Origin of the sequence: Ruegeria sp. R8_1, from assembly GCF_017743815.1 — a bacterium.
Classification (GTDB): Bacteria; Pseudomonadota; Alphaproteobacteria; order Rhodobacterales; family Rhodobacteraceae; genus Ruegeria; species Ruegeria lacuscaerulensis_A.
In genome coordinates this window covers 460,772-481,361 of record NZ_JAGHRL010000002.1, presented here as the reverse complement: position 1 = coordinate 481,361, position 20,590 = coordinate 460,772, and the positions used below count along the sequence as shown (strand labels likewise).

The window sequence follows — 20,590 nt, the reverse complement described above, 5'->3', positions numbered from 1 at the left end:
TTTCCATCACAGGATGGAAGCAAAACCACGCGGGTTCAAGCAACGGGTTAGAGAGGGAGGGGGTAAAAAACTAAATTACGCTACGGCGAAAATCCGTTTCCCTAACGTCATACTACTCGGCAGCTACACCATCGGTGAACTGTAACCGCGCCAGACGTGCATAAAGACCATCCTGCGCCACAAGATCATCATGAGTACCCTGCGCCACAATTTGACCTGCATCCATCACTACGATCCGGTCCGCCTTTTTCACGGTGGCCAGCCGGTGTGCGACGATCAACGTGGTGCGTCCCGCACGCATCTGATCCACAGCACCCTGCACCGCCCGCTCGCTTTCCGCATCCAGCGCCGAGGTCGCCTCGTCCAGCAGCAGAACTGGCGCATCGCGCAGGATGGCGCGCGCGATGGCGATGCGCTGTTTCTGACCACCCGACAGCATGACGCCCCGTTCGCCTACGAAACTGTCATAGCCTTCCGGCAATGCCGAAATGAAATCATGCGCGGCGGCAGCGCGGGCGGCGGCCTCGACTTCAGGATCCGTTGCGTCCAACCGGCCAAAGCGGATGTTCTCACGGGCCGACGCGGCAAAGATCGTAGGGTCTTGGGGGACCAGCGCCATGTGGCGCCGAAATTCAGCTCGGTCCAAGTCACGCAGGTCGATGCCATCCAGGCTTACCCCGCCGGCATCTGGGTCGTAAAAACGCTGAATCATCTGAATGACAGTGGTTTTACCTGCCCCCGAAGGCCCGACAAAGGCGACCGTTTCGCCCGGGCTGACCGTCAGAGTCATCTGATCCAGCGCGACCACATCCGGCCGCGCAGGATAGCGGAACGTCACGCCGTCGAACCGTATCTCGCCCCGCACCGGCGCGGGAAGGGCCTTGGCTTGCGTGGGGTCGTTCACGGTGTCCTGCGCGTTCAGCAATTCGACCAGACGCTCGGTCGCGCCGGCTGCACGTTGAAGCTCGCTCCAAATCTCTGACAAGGCCGCGACCGAGCCAGCCATGATGATCGAATAGATCACGAATTGGATCAAAACACCTTCGGTCATCACACCGTTGCGGACGTCATTCGCGCCCATCCACAAAACGCCCACGATGCCGGAGAAAACCAAAAAAATCACGATCACAGTCAAAACGGCACGGGTTTGGATACGGCGCAATGAAACTTCATATGAAGTTTCCGTCATCTCTCCGAACTGGGCGCGGCTTGCCTGTTCGTGGGTAAAGGCCTGAACGGTCTGAACCGCACCCAGCGCCTCGCCTGCATTGCCGGATGAGGCGGCGATCCAGTCCTGATTCTCGCGGCTGATGGCCCGCAGACGGCGACCCAGTACCAGAATTGGCACCACGACCAGCGGGATCAGTAGCAGGACCATCGCAGTCAGCTTGGCCGAAGTCAGCAACATCAACACCAATCCACCGACAAACATCAGCATGTTGCGCAACGCAATCGAAACGGACGAACCCAGCACAGACTGGATCAACGTCGTGTCAGTAGTGATCCGGCTCAGGACTTCTCCGGTCATAATGCGTTCATAGAATTCGGGGCTCATCCCGATGACGCGGTCGAACACGGCCTTACGAATGTCGGCCACGACGCGCTCACCCAACCGTGTCACCAGTGCATAGCGAATACCTGTTCCGATGGCCAAGACACCGGCGATGCCCAGCGCAGCCAGAAAGTACCAATCCAGCAACTCGCCATCTTCGATGCGGAAGTTGTCCACCACCCGGCGCACGGCCAACGGCAGAGTCAATGTCATGCTGGCCGTTAGGATCAATGCCAATGTCGCGCCGATCATCAACAGCTTGTAGGGCTTCATGAACGGCCACAACGAGCCCAGAACGCCGATTTTTCTGGAACGCGCGCGCTCTTCGCTGGCGCCGGGCGCGGATTTTGCCGATGGACTGGCTGAGGCGTTTCTTGCCATGACTGGCCCTTACGTGGTGTTCGCGTTTATTTCAGCGCTTCTTGGCGATGACAGCGCGTAGGGTCAAGCTGCCATGGCAAAATCGAACACCAAACGGGCCTTTTGACGCAGAATTTTGGGGCTGACTTGGAGCGGGCGGCGGGAATCGAACCCGCTTCATCAGCTTGGAAGGCTGAGGTAATAGCCAGTATACGACGCCCGCTCAGCGGAGGTCGGTTTAAGCGATGCGTCAGATGGCGTCAAGCGTCCTTCGGCCGCTGTTTTCAAATTCAGCGCCGAAAAATTGCGCAGCCGACAAGCCTTTGCCAAGCAGTTCATTCAGTAGGAAACAACCACGTGCATTTTTCAAGGTTTGCACTGATGCGTATCATTTGATTGTGCTTCATCGACGGTCCATGCGTTTGCCCAATCAACTGGGCGGGATAGGTCGTCGCAGCTGTCAGAGCATCTGGCAAAGGAACACCCACCTGCGTCACCAGCACGCGGATGGCTGTCGTCAAATCCAGGTCGGCCCCAGCCAAAGTGCCATCCTCCAGAGTCAGTCGCCCATCAGTTCGCGTGATCCGGCGACCTTCCAATCTGAACTCGGACAAATCAGTGCCTGCAACGGCCATTGCATCGCTAACCAGATAGATCTGGCCCGGGCCGGATTTGGCAGCCCAAGCAGCTCGCATCGTTTCAGGATGGACATGGATGCCGTCTGCAATAAGCCCGGCTGAAAGACCACCGTTGGCTAGAGCAGAGCCAACCAAACCGGGCTCGCGGTTGCCCAATTGGCTCATGGCATTGAACAAATGGGTCACACAGCGTGCCCCGGCTGCTGCGTAACGTTGACAGGTCGCGAAATCTGCATCCGTGTGCCCGAGCGAGACAAGAATGCCCGCATCACTCAGCGCCCCAACTTGCTGTTCCGAGACCGTTTCAGGTGCCACAGTCACCTTGAGGCAAGGCAAATGCTGCGCCGCCTCAAGCAACATGGAAAGGTCGGTATCGGACATGGGGCAAATCAGATCACCGTCATGCGCCCCCTTGCGGGCAACCGACAGATGGGGGCCTTCCAAATGCAATCCCGCGACACCCGGAACGCCCTCTTTCACTGCCTGAATGGCCGCTGCGATCGCCGCCCGAGTCTTTTCGCTGGTATCCGTGATCAAAGTCGGCAGCAAAGCCGCGACTCCCAACCGGCGATGGGCCTGCGCGATCCGGCGCATGGTTTCGACCGAAGGATCATCGTTCAGCATGACACCGTCGCCGCCATTCACCTGCAAGTCCACATAACCCGGACTAACGATATCCCCGTTCAGATCAATGTGATCCCCAACAGCCGCTACCTCTGCGTCTGCTACGATTTCCACACTCTGACCGCTGCTGAATACAAGCGCATGATCACTCAGCAACCGCTTGCCGTCAAAGATTGCACCGTTTCGAAAGATCACTCTGTCTGTTGTCATACCGTCTCGGTCACTTTCTTGAGGTGACGCGGCGCGTCCGGGTCAATGCCGCGCATACTGGCGACGGATTCGACCATAGAGTAAAACGCGGTGATCGTCGTGATCGGATCGGTGATCCAATGATCCGTACGCTCTACTGGCAACTGCTGCGCCCGCGTGACGCGATCCGTGGTGGCGAAAACTATGGCCCCCTTATCGGCCAACGCGTCAGCGGCCTGCGCCGTCGTGTCCTCCGCCGCATCTCCAGCCGCAAAGACGATGGTTGGGAACCCGTCCTCGACGATTGAGACCGGTCCATGCAGCACCTCGGCAGCTGAATAGCTTTCTGCATGGATCTGACAGGTTTCCTTGATCTTCAACGCCGCTTCGCCCGATATCGCAAAAGATGGCCCCCTGCCCAAAGTAAACAGCGAACGCCCAGTAATCGTAGCCGCCGCTGCAGACCAGTCGCACTGTGCTGCACGTTCCAACTGGGCGGGAAGCGCCCGTATCGCCCCCAACAGTTCAGCATCGCCCTTGACTTCGGCCAGCAACCACAGCCCTGCCACCAGCGAAGTCACAAATGTCTTGGTGGCAGCGACGCTCAACTCGGGGCCGGCGTGCAGCGGCAGCATCGCATCCGCAACGTCTGCCAATCGCGATTCCGAGTTGTTGGTGATCGCCAGCGCAACAGCCCCTGATGACCGCAGCGAGCGCGTCAATCCGACAATATCGGGACTTTGGCCAGATTGAGACACCGACAGGCATACAGCGCCCCGCGCCATCAAGTCGGCCCCATAGATCGAACTAACCGACGGCCCAACCGAGGCCACAGGCAGCCCAAGCAATAGCTCGCTGGCATATTTCAGATAACTACACGCGTGGTCGGATGACCCGCGCGCCACCGTGATCAGGAACCGCGGGTCGGTTTCCCGGACCAGCGCGGCCGCGTTTTGAATACTAGCCGCGCCACTGCCTAGCAGCCGGTCAACCGCGGCAGGGATTTCCAAAATCTCCTGACGCATCTTGGATGTATGTTCGGACATCGGCCTTCGATCCTTCCGGTTAGAGCCGCAGCTCGGCGACGAAGTCATAAGCGTCACCGCGATAGAGAGAGCGGGTCAATTCCGCGACCCGCCCGTTTTTGAGAAATGAGAGTCGCTCGATGTTCAGCCCTGCCGCCCCTTCCGGCACATCCAGCAACTCAGCCTCGCGCGCAGCAAGATTAAGTGCCGAAATTTTCTGGACCGCCCGAACGGGACGACGCCCCAACCCGTCCAGAACCTCATAGAGCGAGGTGGTCACCTCAATCGGATTCGGCAGAATGTCCAACGGCAGTGCCGCTTTCTCAAGCGCCAGGGGGCGGCCGTCTGCCTCGCGCAGACGATAGATGCGGGCGATCTGCGCGCCTTCCGGCAAGTTCAGCGCAGCTATCTCTTGAGACGTCGCCGCAAATACGCCCCGCTCCAACCACTTTGACGTGGTCTGCATTCCGCGGCTCGACATGTCTTCGGTGAAAGACGTCAAATGTGTCAGCGATTGTTCGACCCGGGGCACGCGCTCGCGGATGAACGAGCCTGAACCCTGACGTTGTTCGATCACACCTTCCTGCACCAGCTCTTGAATAGCCTTTCGCACCGTGACGCGGGACAGATCAGTGATATCCACCAATTCCCGCTCGGACGGAAGAGATGAATTCGGCGCAAGCACGCCCGTATCTATCCCTTCCTGAAGGCGGCGGCGCAGCTGAACATATCGCGGTCCGTTCTCGGGGCTCAGCCACGCTTCTGCGCGCAAGAAGTCAGCAATGCTCATGAGCGTCCTCCTTTGCCAAGGCCAAGGCCCCGATCAGCGGTTCGCCCTGTGCTGGTCTTAGCGCAGCTTGCATGTCTGCGGGCAGATAATCGGCATAGTGCGGGCCAATTCCGCCTGTTAAACACAGGGTTAACCCCGCCTTCCACCCAAGGCGTTTCGCCATTCCACCGATGTAATCGGCACCTGCCTGCATGACCTGACGCGCAACCTGATCACCATCGGCGGCAGCGGCTGTGACCTGAGGTGCCAATGCGCCGAACGCCCCCGGCGCGGCCTGTCCCGCAAATTCGACAATTCCAGCAACACCGCCGAACTGGTTAGAAAACGCTTGCGTCAAGCTCGACTTCGCTTGGATCTGATCCTCCGTATTCAGCACTTCGGACAGCGCACGTCGACCAACCCATTGCGCGGATGCTTCGTCGCCCAAGATAGGCCCCCACCCTCCGGCAAGGCGGATGTCACCGTTGATCTGAACAGCCAGAAATGACCCGGTCCCGCAATGCGCGATCAGGCCATCTGAGGAACCCAATGCGCCCCTTACCGCTGCAGGTCGATCATCCTCGATCCGCGCGTTGGGCATGTCCAACGCCACTCGCAGTCGATCGGCGACGCTGTCACCCGTTACTCCGGCCAGCCCGATAAAGGCGGGCCAGCGCACCAATTCTGCTACAGAGGTATCCAGCCCCGCTGCCAATTCAGACAAACCGGCAGCGATCTGACGAACCCCGCCCTCGAAATCCGTTGATACATTGGCTGCTCCGGTCTCGACCGAATGAACGACGCCATCAACCTCAGCAGCGACCCTGCATCGGGTTCCACCACCGTCAACGGCCAGAAACGCGGTGTTTTGAGACTCAGTCATGACAATACCATTATAATACCTTTACTTCACAGGAAAGACCAAAATTCGGGCACAAATCGCAAATTCCCGGAGTTTAACGCAAAAACCCCCAAACATCTCTTGCAATAATAAAGTTATAGACAAGTGGTATTACATAGGTATTGTAAAAGGACTGTAAGGGGGATTCTCTTGACGCTGCCGTCGACTGAACAACTGCACATTGATGCCGCCCAACTTGACCGGAGCGATCTGGCCAACTCGGCCCGCGCCTTGGCCGCTGGTCAAATCGCTGCTGCGCAGGCTGTTGAGCGTGCGGCACCCGCGATCGCGCGGGGAGCTGCGGCAATGGCGGCAACACTCCGCACCGGAGGCGTACTGCACTACGTCGCCGCCGGATCATCTGGTTTGATGGCCGCAGCGGATGCGCAGGAACTGGGCGGGACATTCTCGATCCCTCCAAGTCGCTTGCGCATTCACATGGCAGGCGGATTACCGACCGGTGTTGAAATGCCCGGCGATACAGAGGACTCGGACGTAGGGCTTGCCGACGCCCTGTCCGACTTAAAGCCTACCGATACCGTCATCGCGGTATCGGCTAGCGGATCCACGCCCTATACTCTGACAGCGGGTGACATCGCGCGCGCCAAAAAGGCAACCTTGATCGGCATCGCCAATAATGCGGAAAGCCCTCTTCTTCAAACCGCTGACATACCAATTCTGCTCGCCACGCCACCCGAGTTGATCTCGGGCTCGACCCGCATGGGGGCTGGGACGGCGCAGAAGATCGCGCTCAATATGCTGTCTTCGCTCATGGCGCTTGATCTGGGGCATGTGCATGGCGGCATGATGGTGAATTTGCGCGCTGATAATCACAAGCTACGTGCGCGCGCTGCCGGAATCGTGGAACGGATCGCCAAGGTCGACACCGATGCAGCCCAGGCTGCGCTGGCGCAGACGAACGGCGACGTGAAACCGGCCATCCTGATCGCTGCCCTTGGCGTGTCAAAGGGCGACGCACTGGCGCGGCTTGAAGAAGCCGACGGCATCCTGAGCACCGCGCTAAACATGAATAACAACTGCTAACCAACTGGGAGAATGAAATGAAACGCACAAGTCTGAAGCTGGCTCTGCTGGGCTCAACCCTTATGGGTACGGCTGCCATGGCCGAAGATGTCACGCTGACCATCGAAAGCTGGCGCAACGATGACCTGACCCTATGGCAGGATCAGATCATTCCTGCATTTGAGGCCGCCAACCCCGGCATCAAGGTACAATTCACGCCCTCGGCCCCCGCCGAATACAACGCCGTTCTGAACTCGAAACTGGATGCGGGCTCGGCTGGCGACCTGATCACCTGCCGTCCGTTTGACGCCTCGCTGGCGCTGTACGAAGCCGGACACCTGACTGATCTGTCCGGCGTCGAGGCGATGGGCAATTTCTCGGATGTCGCCAAATCAGCGTGGCAGACCGATGACGGCGCGGTCAGCTTCTGTGTTCCGATGGCGTCGGTGATTCACGGCTTCATCTACAACAAGGACGCGTTCAACGAGCTGGGCATCGACGTGCCGACCACCGAGGATGAGTTCTTTGCCGCCCTCGACAAGATCAAGGAAGACGGCACCTATATCCCGATGGCGATGGGCACCAACGACCAGTGGGAAGCCGCGACCATGGGCTATAACAACATCGGCCCGAACTATTGGAAAGGTGAGGAAGGCCGTCAGGCGCTGATCAAAGGCGAGCAAAAGCTGACCGATGAGGCCTGGACCGCCCCCTACGCCACGCTGGCCCGCTGGGGTGAGTATCTGGGCGACGGGTATGAGGCACAGACCTATCCCGACAGCCAGAACATCTTCACGCTGGGCCGTGCGGCTGTTTACCCTGCCGGGTCGTGGGAAATCTCGGGCTTCAACGCGCAGGCTGATTTCGAAATGGGCGCATTCAAGCCGCCGGTCCGCAATGCGGGCGACACCTGCTATATCTCGGATCACACCGATATCGGCATCGGCATGAACGCCGCGACCGAGAACCCCGAAGCGGCTGAAACCTTCCTGTCCTGGGTCGCAAGCCCCGAATTCGCGGAAATCTTCGGCAACGCCCTACCCGGCTTCTTCCCGCTGTCCAGCACGCCGGTTGAGCTGCAGGATCCGCTGGCCAAGGAAATCGTCGGCTGGCGTGATGAGTGTGAATCGACCATCCGCTCGACCTATCAGATCCTGTCGCGTGGCACGCCGAACCTTGAGAACGAGACCTGGGGCGCATCCGTTGCGGCCATCAAGGGTGCCAAATCGCCCGAAGAACTGGGCGCCGAGCTGCAGGAAGGTCTTGCCTCCTGGTACGCTCCGCATCGGTAAGCTGATCCATACCCGGGCGGAAACGCCCGCCCGGGTACACCCTGCACCCCTTTGAAAGCTGACCCATGAACCGCCCCCGCTTCCGCTGGCATATCGTCGTGTTTCTGGCCCCTGCTGTGCTGGTCTATACGGCGGTGATGATTTTCCCGCTGTTCAACACACTGCGGCTGGCGCTCTATTCCGAAGTGGATCAGAGCCGCGTGTTCGTGGGCTTGCAGAACTTTCAAACCCTGTTTTTCGACCCCGTCTGGTCCGAGCAGTTCTGGAACGCTTTGGGCAATAATTTCTGGTTCTTCCTGATCCATATGCTTGTGCAGAACCCCATCGGGATCGCTCTGGCAGCCCTGCTCAGCCACCCCCGCCTGCGGTTCTCGGCGCTCTATCGGTCGGCGATTTTCATCCCGACAATCCTGAGCTTTGTGATCGTTGGCTTTGCATGGAAACTGATCCTGTCGCCCATCTGGGGCATCGCGCCGTCGATGCTGGACGCGGTTGGCCTGAAATCCCTGTTCGCGCCGTGGCTGGGAAAAGAGGAATATGCGCTCACCACGCTGGCGCTGATCTCGGTCTGGCAATTCGTGGGCATCCCGATGATGCTGATCTATGCCGCCTTGCTGACCATCCCCGAAGAAATCCTTGAGGCCGGAGAGATCGACGGCATCACCGGAGCCTCGGCCTTTTGGAAGATCAAGCTGCCGCTGATCCTGCCCTCGATCGGGATCATCTCGATCCTGACCTTCGTGGGCAATTTCAACGCGTTCGACCTGATCTATGCCGCCCAAGGCGCGCTGGCGGGGCCGGATTTCTCGACGGACATCTTAGGCACCTTCATGTACCGCACCTTCTTTGGCTTCCAGCTGCAACTGGGCGACCCGCATATGGGATCGGCCATCGCCGGGGCCATGTTCGCGATCATTCTGGTGGGCGTCTGCATCTACCTCTTCGGCATCCAGACCCGGATGCGCCGGTATCAACTGTGAGGGCGCATAGATGAACAAAGCACGCCATAACCCGCTGAATACCGCCGCGATGCACGGGGCGCTGATCCTTTACACGCTGATCGCCCTGTTCCCGGTTTTTGTGATCATCATCAACAGCTTCAAATCCCGCCGCGCGATCTTTCGCGAGCCGCTGGCGCTGCCGAATGCCGACAGTTTCTCGATGATCGGCTACGAGACGGTGATGAAGCAGGGAGATTTCTTCCTCTATTTCCAGAACTCGATGATCGTCACCGTTGCGTCGCTGTTCTTCATCCTGCTGTTCGGGGCCATGGCGGCCTATGCGCTGTCGGAGTACCAGTTCAAGGGCAACCTGCTGATGGGGCTGTATCTGGCGCTGGGGATCATGATCCCGATCCGCATCGGCACCGTGGCGATCCTTGAGATGATGGTGGCCACCGGGCTGGTCAACACGCTTTGGGCGCTGATTCTGGTCTATACCGCGCAAGGCCTACCTCTGGCCGTGTTCATCCTGTCGGAGTTCATGCGGCAGGTCAGTGACGATCTGAAAAACGCGGGCCGCATCGACGGGCTGTCGGAATACACAATCTTTTTCCGGCTGGTTCTGCCTCTGGTCCGACCCGCGATGGCGACCGTGGCCGTGTTCAACATGATCCCGATCTGGAATGACCTGTGGTTCCCGCTGATCCTCGCCCCGGCTGAGGAAACCAAGACGCTCACGCTGGGCAGTCAGGTCTTTATCGGTCAATTCGTCACCGACTGGAACGCGGTTCTGTCAGCACTGTCGATGGCAATCCTGCCGGTGCTGGTTCTGTATGTCATCTTCTCACGCCAGCTGATCCGCGGCATCACTTCAGGAGCTGTCAAATGACCAAAGTTCTGATCGCTGGCCTTGGCAATATGGGTCTCTGCCACGCGCTGGCCCATCACAACCACGCGGACGCGCAGATCGTGGGGCTGGTGAACCGGTCGGGCCGTGTAGATCACCCCGAGTTGGGCCAATACCCCGCCTATTCGGATTTCCACGCCGCACTGGCCGAGACCAACCCCGATCTGGTGGTCGTCGCCACCTATTCCGACAGCCACGCCGACTACGCCTGCGCCGCGATGGAAGCTGGTGCGCATGTCTTCGTTGAAAAACCACTGGCGACAAATGTGACAGACGCGCGGCGCGTGGTCGAAACGGCCACCCGCCTGAACCGCAAACTGGTGGTCGGCTATATCCTGCGCCACCACCCCTCTTGGATGCGCCTGATCTCCGAGGCGCGCGATCTGGGTGGGCCTTATGTGTTCCGCCTGAACCTGAACCAGCAGTCCTCGGGGGCGGAGTGGGAGACGCATAAGGCGCTGATGCAGACCACCTCGCCCATCGTGGATTGCGGCGTGCATTATGTGGATGTGATGTGCCAGATCACCGATGCGCAGCCCCTCCGCGTGCATGGCATGGGCCTGCGCCTGTCGGATGAGATCGCCGAGGACATGTATAATTACGGTCAGTTTCAGGTGATCTTCGAGGATGGCTCGGTCGGCTGGTATGAGGCCGGATGGGGCCCGATGATGTCCGAAACCGCGTTTTTCGTGAAAGACATCGTCTCGCCCAATGGCTCGGTCTCGATCACCGACGGCAACAAGGGCGCGTCGGCGGATATCGACGGCCATACCAAGGTTGGTGGTCTGCTGATCCACACGCCGGGCGGCGACCGTACCGTCGAGATGCCCGATGAGCCCGGCCATCAGGAACTCTGTGACGCCGAACAGGCGTATATGCTGCGCGCCATCGCTGACGATATCGACCTGACGCGCCATATGAATGACGCCGTCCAATCCCTTGCCATTTGTCTGGCCGCAGATGAAAGCATCCGCACCGGCCAGCCCGTTTCGCTTAAGGAGTCCGCAACATGACTGCTCTGACCCTGACCAACGTGAACAAATCCTTTGGCGAAGTGCGTGTCCTCAAAGACATCTCGCTTGAGGTGGAAGAAGGCGAATTCGTCGTCTTCGTCGGCCCCTCGGGCTGTGGCAAGTCCACCCTGCTGCGCGTGATCGCGGGGTTGGAGGATGCGTCCTCGGGTGAGATTAATATCGACGGCCAGACCGTCAATCTGGTGCCGCCGTCGAAACGCGGGATTGCGATGGTGTTTCAAAGCTATGCGCTCTATCCCCATCTGAACGTGCGCGGAAACATGACACTGGCGCTGAAACAAGAGAAACAGCCCAAAGCGGTGATTGAGGAACGCGTCGCCACTGCCAGCCGGATGCTGAACCTTGAGGAATATCTGGACCGCTATCCATCTGAGCTGTCCGGCGGTCAGCGCCAACGCGTCGCCATCGGGCGGGCCATCGTGCGCGAGCCGAAACTGTTCCTGTTTGACGAACCGCTTTCGAACCTCGACGCGGCGCTGCGGATGAATACGCGGATTGAGATCGCAAACCTGCACCGGGCACTGGATGCCTCGATGATCTATGTCACCCACGACCAGACTGAGGCGATGACGCTGGCCGACAAGATCGTCGTGCTGCGCGATGGGCGGGTGGAGCAGATCGGCTCTCCGATGGAGCTGTATAACAACCCCGCCAACCAGTTTGTTGCGGGATTCCTCGGATCCCCTTCGATGAACTTCCTGCCCGAAAGCCTGTTAGATCAGGGGTCAGACACCCTTGGGATTCGCCCAGAGGATCTGTTTCTGTCTGACGACGGCCCACTGTCAGCGCGGGTCAGCCATGTCGAGAAACTGGGCGGTGATACCAACGTCATTGCGACCGTTCAGAACCATTCGGTGACGGCGCGATTGTTCGGTCAACACGCAATATCCGAAGGCCAAGACCTGCGCCTCGGGTTCGCGCCCGAAAAAGCGTATCGGTTCGATGCAGATGGACAGCGGCTGCGTTAACCCCATCACGGCGATGTGATCAATCAATTTAGATGATTTTAAAACCCTGTCTGTGTCGCGCAGGCAGGGCTTCGGCGCGATTTAGCGCAATAAAAATGAATCTATTTTCAGGTCGAAATACAGCGGCTTTAATGGCGCTGTTAAGAACCTGTCACAAAGACCTCTTAAATCCCGTTCATCAACTTTCATTTTAGCCAGGAGCCATCCATGAAAGACGTCGACAACACCACACTTTCCGCAGACGACTGGGACGAGCTGCACTTCCCCCGCCCCGAGGAAAACGACTTTGACCGCGTGGTCGAAAGCGCCATTTCCCGCCGTGGTTTTCTGGCCGGTGTGGTGGCCTTTGGATCGGGCGCTGCCGCAATGGGCACAGGTCTGCTCAGCTCGACCTCGGCGCAGGCTGCTGACGCGTCGCGCTTTGCTTTTACCCCGATCGCGGCCCAGACCGATGGCACCGTTCACGTCCCCGAAGGGTACGAGTGGAAAGTCATGATGCGCTGGGGCGATCCGCTGTTCTCGGATGCCGACGGCTATGACATCGCCGATGGCGGCCCGGTCGAAAAATCCGACCGTATCTTTGGCGAGAATACCGACGGGATGGAAACCTTCTCGTTCCAGGGTCACGAACTGATCGCGATCAACCACGAATACCCCAACCGCAAGATCAACATGCCTGCCTCGAACGAGGGCGTTCCGGCAAATGCAGATGATGTTCTGAAACTGCAGAATATCCAAGGCGTGACGGTGATGGAAATCGCCGAAGGACCTGAGGGCTGGTCTGTTGTAAAGGACAGCCCGTTCAACCGCCGCATCCACCACAACACTCCGATGAAAATCGTTGGCCCCGCAGCCGGTCATGACCTGCTGAAAACCGAGGCTGACCCGACCGGCACCACCTCGCTGGGCACCATGAACAACTGTGGTGCGGGCAAGACGCCCTGGGGCACCTATCTGACCTGCGAAGAGAACTTCAACGGCTACTTCGGTTCGTCGGACGAGAATGCCGCCTATGACCAGAAGGTTGCGGACGGTATGGCGCGCTACGGTATCAAGGCCGAAAGCTGGAACGGTTACGAGTTCTTTGATCCTCGTTTCGACACATCGAAAAACCCCAACGAGCCGCACCGCGCGGGCTGGATCGTTGAAATCGACCCGACCAAACCTGACAGCACGCCTGTCAAACACACCGGTCTGGGTCGCTTCAAACACGAAAACGCCGAAGTCACCCTGGCTGCCGACGGTCGCGTGGTTGTCTACATGGGCGACGATGAGCGTGGCGAATACCTGTACAAGTTCGTCTCGAACGGCACCTATCAGCCCGGTGGTGAAACCGAGAGCCTGCTGAACGACGGTACGCTTTATGTCGCCAAGTTCAACGACGACATGAAGGGGGAATGGCTGGCCCTGACCCCGGAAACCACCGGAATGGACGATGCCGAGATTCGCATCTTTACCCGCATGGCGGCCTCCAAAGCGGGCGGCACCACCATGGACCGCCCTGAATGGGTCGCGTCCAGCCCGGTTGCGGTCGAGGCCTATTGCTGCCTGACCAACAACAAGAACCGCGGCGTCAAGCCAAACGCCGGTGGTGATGATACCTCGGTCAACGCGGCCAACCCGCGTGAAGCCAACAAGTATGGTCAGATCGTGCGCTGGCGTCCGGCCAATGACGACCACGCCGCCCAAGCGTTCGATTGGGACCTGTACGTCATGGCAGGCAACCCCACCGTGCATTCCGATGACCGCGCCGGTTCGCCCAACGTGAACGAGGGCAACCTGTTTAACTCGCCCGACGGTATGGTGATCGATTCGACCGGTCTGATCTGGATCCAGACCGACGGGAATGACGACAACGAGGAAGATTTCGCAGGCAACGGCAATAACCAGATGCTGGTTGGTGATCCTGTGACCGGTGAAATTGCACGTTTTATGACCGGCCCGAAGGGCTGTGAGGTGACCGGTCTGGCGTGGTCCACAGACCTGCGCACCATGTTTGTTGGCATCCAGCACCCCGGCAGCAACTGGCCTGATGGTGGTACGCCACGCTCGTCTGTCATCGCGATCAAGCGCGCTGATAACGGTCTTGTCGGCTAACTAATGCACCAACGCCCCCGGAGTTCTTTTCGGGGGCGTTGATCTTCAGATGTCTTCGCCCTTCGGGGCAAGTGGCCCCCCGGCGTCCAGCAAATGGCGTTCGGACAACCACGGGTTCAGCTTCAACGCCTGTTGCAAAGTCTCACGCGCTTCATCAACCCGCTTTAAGCCCAACAAGGTCAGCGCCTTACCACTGATCGCAGCCACATGGTTGGGCGACAGTTCGATCGCACGGTCCAGATCAGGCAGCGCCGCCTGATAGTCCTGTCGCAGAAAATGCGCAAAGGCGCGCTGGTTATAGCCTTCTGCGTAAGAGGGACAATATTCGACCAGTTTGTCGAAATCCTCGATCGCGCCCAGCAGATCCCATTGGCTGCGGCGGGTCATGCCACGGTCCAGCACGGCCTGTGCGCTGTCATCCGGTGCGTCGGCCCAAAATTCCCACAGCTGGTTTGAAAGGATTTGCGCGGCACGCTCATTCTCGGCTTGCTGGATTTGCGTGATGATCCCGGCAACTCCGTCCGAGTGGTCCGGCGCAGCGGGGCACCCCTCGGACTGGGCCGCAATCGTGCCCGCGACCAGAAATGCAAAAGCTGTAGCGATCTGTTTCATGTCTCAATGGTGACGCGCCATACACGTTCGTCAACCCACTGCATCAATCCCGCCCGAGACGCCGGTTTCCTTCACGGCCTCCATCGCCACAAAGGTCGAGGTGCTGGCCACATGCGGCAGGGATGAGATTTTCTCGGCCAGAACCGCGCGGTATTCCGACATCGACCCGGTGCGGATTTTCAGCAGATAGTCGAAATTCGACGCGATCATATGGGCTTGCTCGATCTCGCCCACCTTCCGTACAGCGGCATTGAACTCGGCCAGTGCCTTTTCTCGGGTGTCGGTCAGGCGCACTTCTACAAAGGCCACATGGTCCAGTCCAAGGCGGATCGGGTCCAGCAGGGCGCGGTATCCGGTGATGATCCCGTCCGCCTCAAGTTTCTTCACACGTGCTTGAGTGGGCGATTTCGACAGCCCGATCCGCCGCGCAAGGTCCGCGACCGAGATGCGCCCATCCTCGGACAGAATCGCCAGAATGGCGCGGTCGAACCGATCCAAGTCAGGAAAGTCCATTTGCATCGCATTTACCCCTAAAATCAGTTCAACCGACTGTGTGTTGCGAAATTTAAGGCAATCAACCCACCAAAGCGATCCTATATTTAACTAAAGCACTGGAGGATTCATGGCACACAGCCTGCGCACCCATATTGACGCCCAAACCTATGCCGACCCGTCGGCCATTCTGGAAACCCTCATCGCGCAGGCCGATCTGAGCGACACGGATCGTGCCGCCATCTGCGCCGCCGCAGCCCAACTGGTGCGCGACATCCGCGCCAGCACATCACCGGGCATGATGGAGGTGTTTCTGGCTGAATATGGCCTGTCCACCGATGAAGGCGTCGCGCTGATGTGTCTGGCCGAGGCGCTGCTGCGGGTGCCCGACGCCGACACGATCGATGCGCTGATCGAGGACAAGATCGCGCCCTCGGACTGGGGCAAGCATCTGGGGCAATCCTCGTCCTCGCTGGTCAATGCGTCCACCTGGGCCCTGATGCTGACGGGCAAGGTTCTGGACGAGGGCAAAGCCTCACCAGTCAGCGCCCTGCGCGGGGCGATCAAACGGCTGGGTGAGCCGGTGATCCGCACCGCCGTGGGTCGCGCAATGAAGGAAATGGGCCGCCAGTTCGTTCTGGGCGAGACGATCCAATCCGCCATGGACCGCGCCAGCGGAATGGAGGCCAAGGGCTATACCTATTCCTATGACATGCTGGGCGAGGCCGCCCGGACCGAGGCTGACGCCGCGCGATATCACCTGTCCTATTCGCGCGCGATAGCGGCCATTGCCAATGCCTGCACCCATGATGACATTCGCGCCAATCCGGGGATTTCGGTCAAGCTGTCCGCCCTGCACCCGCGCTATGAGCTGGCGCAGGAACAGCGTGTGATGGATGAGCTTGTGCCCCGCCTGCGCGCCCTGTGCCTGCTGGCCAAAGCCGCCGGGATGGGCCTGAACGTGGACGCCGAGGAGGCCGACCGCCTGTCCCTGTCTCTGCAGGTGATCGAAGAGGTGATGGCCGAACCCGCCCTTGCCGGGTGGGACGGGTTCGGGATCGTGGTGCAGGCCTATGGCCCCCGCGCAGGGGTGGTTCTGGACACGCTGTATGACATGGCGCAACGCCACGACCGCAAGCTGATGGTGCGGCTGGTCAAGGGTGCTTATTGGGACACCGAGGTCAAGCGCGCGCAGGTCGAAGGCGTCGATGGCTTCCCCGTCTTCACACGCAAGGCCGCGACCGATATTTCCTACATCGCCAATGCGCGCAAATTGCTGGGCATGACCGACCGGATCTATCCGCAATTCGCCACCCATAACGCCCATACGGTCAGCGCGATCCTGCATATGGCCGAGGGGCAGCCCTTCGAATTCCAGCGCTTGCACGGCATGGGCGAGACGTTGCACGGGCTGGTCAAGGACCAGAACGCCACCCGCTGTCGCATCTATGCGCCGGTGGGGGCGCATCGCGACCTGCTGGCCTATCTGGTGCGGCGGCTGCTGGAAAATGGCGCGAACTCCTCCTTCGTGAACCAGATCGTGGATGAGGACGTGCCGCCCGAAGAGGTCGCCGCCGATCCCTTTGTCACGATTGTCGACGCCGCCCGCCCTCTGCCCACCGGTCCCGACCTGTTCCAGCCCGAGCGCCCCAATTCGCGCGGGTTCGACCTGCACCATACCCCAACGCTGGATCGGATCGACGCCGCGCGCGATGCCTTCCGCGCGCATCACTGGTACGCGCAACCCCTGCTGTCGGACACGGCACACCCCGAGGGCGATAAGCCCGTCACCAACCCCGCCCAGCCGCAAGACCGCCCCGGAGCGGTCGCCCCCGCCAGTGCCGCCGATGTGGAACTGGCGCTGGCCTCAGCCGCACCGTGGCAAGCCCCAGCCGCCCAGCGCGCGCAGGTGCTGAACGCAGCCGCTGATCTGTATGAGGCGCATTTCGGCGAGCTGTTCGCCCTGCTGGCGCGCGAGGCCGGGAAATCGCTGCCCGACGCGGTGGCCGAACTGCGCGAGGCGGTGGATTTCCTGCGCTACTACGCCGCCAATATCCCCGATGCGGACCCGGCGGGCATTTTTACCTGCATCAGCCCCTGGAACTTCCCACTGGCGATTTTCACAGGGCAGATTTCGGCCGCCTTGGCCACCGGCAACGCTGTTCTGGCCAAACCCGCACCACAGACACCTTTGATCGCCCATCGGGCCGTGCAGCTGCTGCACGAGGCGGGCGTGCCGCGCGATGCGCTGCAATTGCTGCCGGGTGGCCCGCACGTAGGTGCCGCGCTGACATCCGATGCGCGGGTGTCGGGGGTGGCCTTCACCGGCTCGACCGGCACGGCGTTGAAAATCCGCGCGGCGATGGCGGATCATTTGCAACCCGGTACGCCTCTGATCGCGGAAACTGGCGGACTGAATGCGATGATTGTCGACAGCACTGCCCTGCCCGAACAGGCCGTGCAATCCATCATCGAAAGCGCGTTTCAATCGGCGGGTCAGCGGTGCTCGGCCCTGCGGTGCCTCTATGTGCAGGAGGATATCGCCGACGACTTGCTGACCATGCTGACCGGTGCAATGGAGGCGCTGGTGGTGGGTGATCCGTGGCGGATCGCAACCGATTGCGGCCCGGTGATCGACCCGGACGCACGGCAAGGCATCGCCGACCACATAGCCCAAGCCCGCAGTGAGGGCCGGTTGCTCAAGGAACTGGCGATGCCGCCCGAGGGCACCTTTATCGCTCCTACCCTGATCGAAATCTCCGGCATTGCGGCGCTGGAGCGGGAGATATTCGGCCCGGTGCTGCATGTGGCGCGGTTCAAAGCCTCGGATCTGGATCAGGTCATCGCCGATATCAACGCCACCGGCTATGGCCTGACCTTTGGCCTGCACACCCGCATCGACGACCGCGTGCAGCACATCACCGAGGCCGTCCACGCGGGCAATATCTATGTGAACCGCAACCAGATCGGTGCCATTGTCGGCTCGCAACCCTTTGGTGGCGAGGGGCTTTCGGGCACCGGACCCAAGGCGGGCGGGCCGAACTATATGGCCCGCTTCTGCGCACCGAATCGGCAGAACACCCGCGACACATGGGACAAAACCGCCAGCGATCTGCCCGAACCCACCGGCCGGCCAGCCCCCGTGCGCACCCAATCCCTGCCCGGCCCCACCGGGGAATCCAACCGGCTCAGCGAATTCCCCCGCGCACCACTGCTGTGCATGGGTCCGGGCGCAGATGCCGTTCAGGCGCAGGCCCAAGCGGTCGAGGCACATGGCGGCACCGCGATCCGCGCGCCCGGCATGGTCGACCTGCACCGGCTGGAAAACATCACGAACATCTCGGGCGTGCTATGGTGGGGCGATGAGGCCACCGCGCGGCAGATCGAGCAACATCTGGCTCGCCGCCACGGCCCGATCCTGCCGCTGATCCCCGGCCTGCCCGACCGCGCGCGGGTGCTGGGTGAACGTCACGTTTGCGTCGACACCACCGCCGCCGGAGGCAACGCCGCTCTGCTTGGGGGTGCGGCGTAACCGGACCTTGACGCTGGGCCGCGAAAAGCCCAGCGTCGCGCCATGTTTCCGATCCGTGACCACAACCCCTCGGGGCGCACACCTTACGTCGTCTATCTGCTGATGGCAGCGAATATCGTGATCTTCATCAGCTATGTGGGGATCATGGATAACGTGCGGTTACTCAACCAACTTTACTTCGATTATGCGGTAATCCCGGCCCGTATCACGGATGGATTTGCGCTGGAAACGCTTGTGACCTCGATGTTTTTGCATGGCGGCTGGATGCATCTGGCGGGCAACATGCTGTTTTTGTGGATTTTCGGAGATAATCTGGAAGACGAAATGGGTCATCTACCCTTTCTGCTGTTTTATGTGCTGGCCGGTATCGGAGCAGGGTTGATCCACGTCGTGACCGCTCCTGAATCGGTGATACCCACGATTGGCGCGTCTGGTGCCATTGCTGGCGTCATGGGCGGGTATCTTCTGATGTTCCCCAAAGCCCGCGTCGACATCCTGTTGATCCTAGTCGTCTATTTCCGCGTATTTACTATCCCGGCCTTTGTCATGTTGGGAGTGTGGTTGGGAATGCAGTTCCTCGGCAGCCTGGCAAGCGATCCTGACAAGGGCGGTGTCGCCTATTGGGCACATACCGGTGGGTTCCTCGTCGGTCTGATCCTATGCGTCCCCTTGTGGCTAAGGCGCGGCGCGATGTCTTATTGGAACCGCACCCACGGCCACCCGCCGCACCCCGAGCACGAATACAAGCTGTCACAATCCCGCATTCCCCGCATCCCGCGCCGGTAGGTGACCACCGCTTTGCCGCGTTACCTCTTGCGCGGCGGCCTGAACCAGCGCCCCCAGTTCCGGCGCGCGTTCAGCGTTGAACCGGACCGTTGGACCAGACACCGAGATACCTGCACAAGGCTCGCCCCGGTCGTTGAATATGGCTGCTCCGATACAGGACATTCCCTGATATCGCTCCTCCCGGTCCAATGACCATCCCCGCGCGCGGGTTTGATCCAAGTCTGCCTGCAACAGGGCGTCGTCTATTAAAGTATGAGGCGTGAAGCGTTCCGATTTGGCCCCGGTCATCAATCTGGTCAGCGCGGCCTCTCCCATCGCGGCCAGAATCGCCTTGCCCGTCCCCGAGGCATACATCGGCGTCCGCGCCCCCGGTGGGAAAAACGCCCGGATCGGGTTTGCTGTTTCAACCTGACCGACAAACACCACCTGCGCCCCGTCCGGGACCGCCAGATTGGCCGTTTCTCCGCTGTCCTGCATCAATCTGCGCAGGACTGGCCGTCCAATCTCGATCACACTATTACGGCGCAGGAACGAGGCTCCGGTCCGATAAGCCTCGATCCCGATCATCCACTCCTGTCGTTCTTCGTCGAAGGCCACGAACCCGTGTTTCTGCAAAGTCATCAGAATGCGGTGGGTGGTGGCCGTAGGTACACCAGTCTCACGTGCCAGATCGCTTAATGCTGCGCGCTCCAACCGGGCAGTTTCGGTCAAAACACCCAGCGCGCGATCCAGCGACTGCATCGTCCCGGCCGTGCTTTCCTTGAACAAGGACTTCGGTCTACCGCGCTGTCTTTTTGAAGATTCCATCCCATTTTCTCCGGTTTGCGATGCCAAATATTTTTGGCCCG

Annotated in this window: 18 protein-coding genes and 1 tRNA gene; 10 read left to right on the top strand and 9 right to left on the bottom strand. The window is 60.1% G+C overall.

The window, feature by feature from the left end:
- Positions 1–112: 112 nt before the first annotated feature.
- Positions 113–1,825, bottom strand: coding sequence for an ABC transporter transmembrane domain-containing protein (locus J7380_RS06445; RefSeq protein WP_247742424.1), 1,713 nt, complete (start codon positions 1,823–1,825; stop codon positions 113–115).
- Here J7380_RS06445 and J7380_RS20330 point away from each other — a divergent pair.
- A complete protein-coding gene (locus tag J7380_RS20330) occupies positions 1,824–1,994 on the top strand; it encodes a hypothetical protein (protein ID WP_247742423.1) in 171 nt (56 codons plus the stop codon). The two genes, J7380_RS06445 and J7380_RS20330, sit on opposite strands and share 2 nt — an antisense overlap.
- Before the next feature lie 66 nt (positions 1,995–2,060).
- On the opposite strand, the gene J7380_RS06440 is transcribed toward J7380_RS20330, so the two are convergent.
- The 5 genes from J7380_RS06440 to J7380_RS06420 form a co-directional block, all read right to left on the bottom strand.
- A tRNA-Gly gene (locus J7380_RS06440) sits at positions 2,061–2,135 on the bottom strand.
- 112 nt (positions 2,136–2,247) lie between these two features.
- Positions 2,248–3,384, bottom strand: coding sequence for an N-acetylglucosamine-6-phosphate deacetylase (gene nagA, locus J7380_RS06435; RefSeq protein WP_209194986.1), 1,137 nt, complete (start codon positions 3,382–3,384; stop codon positions 2,248–2,250).
- Positions 3,381–4,409 carry an SIS domain-containing protein gene (locus J7380_RS06430; protein ID WP_209194985.1) on the bottom strand — a complete coding sequence of 343 codons (1,029 nt, stop codon included), beginning with the start codon at positions 4,407–4,409 and terminating at the stop codon, positions 3,381–3,383. The genes nagA and J7380_RS06430 overlap by 4 nt, the downstream gene beginning before the upstream one ends.
- Positions 4,410–4,428: 19 nt before the next feature.
- Positions 4,429–5,178: a GntR family transcriptional regulator gene (locus J7380_RS06425; RefSeq protein ID WP_170352419.1), complete on the bottom strand. Its 750-nt coding sequence runs from the start codon at positions 5,176–5,178 to the stop codon at positions 4,429–4,431.
- The gene (locus J7380_RS06420) at positions 5,165–6,040 is read right to left on the bottom strand and encodes a BadF/BadG/BcrA/BcrD ATPase family protein (protein WP_209194984.1); all 876 of its coding nucleotides are present in this window, start codon (positions 6,038–6,040) and stop codon (positions 5,165–5,167) included. Before J7380_RS06420 ends, J7380_RS06425 begins: the two co-directional genes overlap by 14 nt.
- Positions 6,041–6,208: 168 nt before the next feature.
- Between J7380_RS06420 and J7380_RS06415 the strand changes: the two genes are divergently transcribed.
- The 7 genes from J7380_RS06415 to J7380_RS06385 all read left to right on the top strand — a co-directional run bounded on the left by J7380_RS06415 (position 6,209) and on the right by J7380_RS06385 (position 14,320).
- The gene (locus J7380_RS06415; protein ID WP_209194983.1) at positions 6,209–7,102 is read left to right on the top strand and encodes an N-acetylmuramic acid 6-phosphate etherase; all 894 of its coding nucleotides are present in this window, start codon (positions 6,209–6,211) and stop codon (positions 7,100–7,102) included.
- A 17-nt stretch (positions 7,103–7,119) separates the two neighbouring features.
- Entirely contained in the window at positions 7,120–8,373 is a 1,254-nt protein-coding gene (locus J7380_RS06410) for an ABC transporter substrate-binding protein (protein WP_209194982.1), read from the top strand.
- A gap of 65 nt (positions 8,374–8,438) precedes the next feature.
- Positions 8,439–9,353: a sugar ABC transporter permease gene (locus J7380_RS06405; protein WP_209194981.1), complete on the top strand. Its 915-nt coding sequence runs from the start codon at positions 8,439–8,441 to the stop codon at positions 9,351–9,353.
- A gap of 10 nt (positions 9,354–9,363) precedes the next feature.
- Entirely contained in the window at positions 9,364–10,203 is an 840-nt protein-coding gene (locus J7380_RS06400) for a carbohydrate ABC transporter permease (protein ID WP_170352414.1), read from the top strand.
- Positions 10,200–11,234, top strand: a complete 1,035-nt coding sequence (locus J7380_RS06395) for a Gfo/Idh/MocA family oxidoreductase (RefSeq protein WP_209194980.1) — start codon at positions 10,200–10,202, stop codon at positions 11,232–11,234. The genes J7380_RS06400 and J7380_RS06395 overlap by 4 nt, the downstream gene beginning before the upstream one ends.
- Entirely contained in the window at positions 11,231–12,223 is a 993-nt protein-coding gene (locus tag J7380_RS06390) for an ABC transporter ATP-binding protein (RefSeq protein ID WP_209194979.1), read from the top strand. Before J7380_RS06395 ends, J7380_RS06390 begins: the two co-directional genes overlap by 4 nt.
- Positions 12,224–12,430: 207 nt before the next feature.
- The gene (locus J7380_RS06385; protein ID WP_209194978.1) at positions 12,431–14,320 is read left to right on the top strand and encodes a PhoX family phosphatase; all 1,890 of its coding nucleotides are present in this window, start codon (positions 12,431–12,433) and stop codon (positions 14,318–14,320) included.
- 45 nt (positions 14,321–14,365) lie between these two features.
- On the opposite strand, the gene J7380_RS06380 is transcribed toward J7380_RS06385, so the two are convergent.
- Both J7380_RS06380 and J7380_RS06375 read right to left on the bottom strand, forming a co-directional pair.
- On the bottom strand, positions 14,366–14,932 hold the full coding sequence (locus J7380_RS06380; protein WP_209194977.1) for a tetratricopeptide repeat protein: 567 nt from the start codon (positions 14,930–14,932) through the stop codon (positions 14,366–14,368).
- Positions 14,933–14,962: 30 nt separating this feature from the next.
- Positions 14,963–15,451 (bottom strand): winged helix-turn-helix transcriptional regulator, encoded by a 489-nt coding sequence (locus J7380_RS06375; protein ID WP_170753285.1) that lies wholly within the window; start codon positions 15,449–15,451, stop codon positions 14,963–14,965.
- A gap of 103 nt (positions 15,452–15,554) precedes the next feature.
- Between J7380_RS06375 and putA the strand changes: the two genes are divergently transcribed.
- Together putA and J7380_RS06365 are read left to right on the top strand one after the other, a co-directional pair.
- Positions 15,555–18,956: a bifunctional proline dehydrogenase/L-glutamate gamma-semialdehyde dehydrogenase PutA gene (putA, locus tag J7380_RS06370; RefSeq protein WP_209194976.1), complete on the top strand. Its 3,402-nt coding sequence runs from the start codon at positions 15,555–15,557 to the stop codon at positions 18,954–18,956.
- 42 nt (positions 18,957–18,998) lie between these two features.
- A complete protein-coding gene (locus J7380_RS06365) occupies positions 18,999–19,742 on the top strand; it encodes a rhomboid family intramembrane serine protease (protein WP_209194975.1) in 744 nt (247 codons plus the stop codon).
- Here J7380_RS06365 and bhcR read toward each other — a convergent pair.
- Positions 19,707–20,549: an HTH-type transcriptional regulator BhcR gene (gene bhcR / locus J7380_RS06360; RefSeq protein ID WP_209194974.1), complete on the bottom strand. Its 843-nt coding sequence runs from the start codon at positions 20,547–20,549 to the stop codon at positions 19,707–19,709. The two genes, J7380_RS06365 and bhcR, sit on opposite strands and share 36 nt — an antisense overlap.
- Positions 20,550–20,590 lie beyond the last annotated feature (41 nt).

Coding starts and splice junctions, on each gene's coding strand:
- J7380_RS20330 (WP_247742423.1), top strand. CDS start 1,824: ATGAACGGCCACAACGAGCCCAGAACGCCGATTTTTCTGGAACGCGCG.
- nagA (WP_209194986.1), bottom strand. CDS start 3,384: ATGACAACAGACAGAGTGATCTTTCGAAACGGTGCAATCTTTGACGGC.
- bhcR (WP_209194974.1), bottom strand. CDS start 20,549: ATGGAATCTTCAAAAAGACAGCGCGGTAGACCGAAGTCCTTGTTCAAG.
- J7380_RS06420 (WP_209194984.1), bottom strand. CDS start 6,040: ATGACTGAGTCTCAAAACACCGCGTTTCTGGCCGTTGACGGTGGTGGA.
- J7380_RS06400 (WP_170352414.1), top strand. CDS start 9,364: ATGAACAAAGCACGCCATAACCCGCTGAATACCGCCGCGATGCACGGG.
- J7380_RS06365 (WP_209194975.1), top strand. CDS start 18,999: ATGTTTCCGATCCGTGACCACAACCCCTCGGGGCGCACACCTTACGTC.
- J7380_RS06390 (WP_209194979.1), top strand. CDS start 11,231: ATGACTGCTCTGACCCTGACCAACGTGAACAAATCCTTTGGCGAAGTG.
- J7380_RS06410 (WP_209194982.1), top strand. CDS start 7,120: ATGAAACGCACAAGTCTGAAGCTGGCTCTGCTGGGCTCAACCCTTATG.
- J7380_RS06385 (WP_209194978.1), top strand. CDS start 12,431: ATGAAAGACGTCGACAACACCACACTTTCCGCAGACGACTGGGACGAG.
- J7380_RS06445 (WP_247742424.1), bottom strand. CDS start 1,825: ATGAAGCCCTACAAGCTGTTGATGATCGGCGCGACATTGGCATTGATC.
- J7380_RS06375 (WP_170753285.1), bottom strand. CDS start 15,451: ATGCAAATGGACTTTCCTGACTTGGATCGGTTCGACCGCGCCATTCTG.
- J7380_RS06425 (WP_170352419.1), bottom strand. CDS start 5,178: ATGAGCATTGCTGACTTCTTGCGCGCAGAAGCGTGGCTGAGCCCCGAG.
- putA (WP_209194976.1), top strand. CDS start 15,555: ATGGCACACAGCCTGCGCACCCATATTGACGCCCAAACCTATGCCGAC.
- J7380_RS06405 (WP_209194981.1), top strand. CDS start 8,439: ATGAACCGCCCCCGCTTCCGCTGGCATATCGTCGTGTTTCTGGCCCCT.
- J7380_RS06430 (WP_209194985.1), bottom strand. CDS start 4,409: ATGTCCGAACATACATCCAAGATGCGTCAGGAGATTTTGGAAATCCCT.
- J7380_RS06380 (WP_209194977.1), bottom strand. CDS start 14,932: ATGAAACAGATCGCTACAGCTTTTGCATTTCTGGTCGCGGGCACGATT.
- J7380_RS06395 (WP_209194980.1), top strand. CDS start 10,200: ATGACCAAAGTTCTGATCGCTGGCCTTGGCAATATGGGTCTCTGCCAC.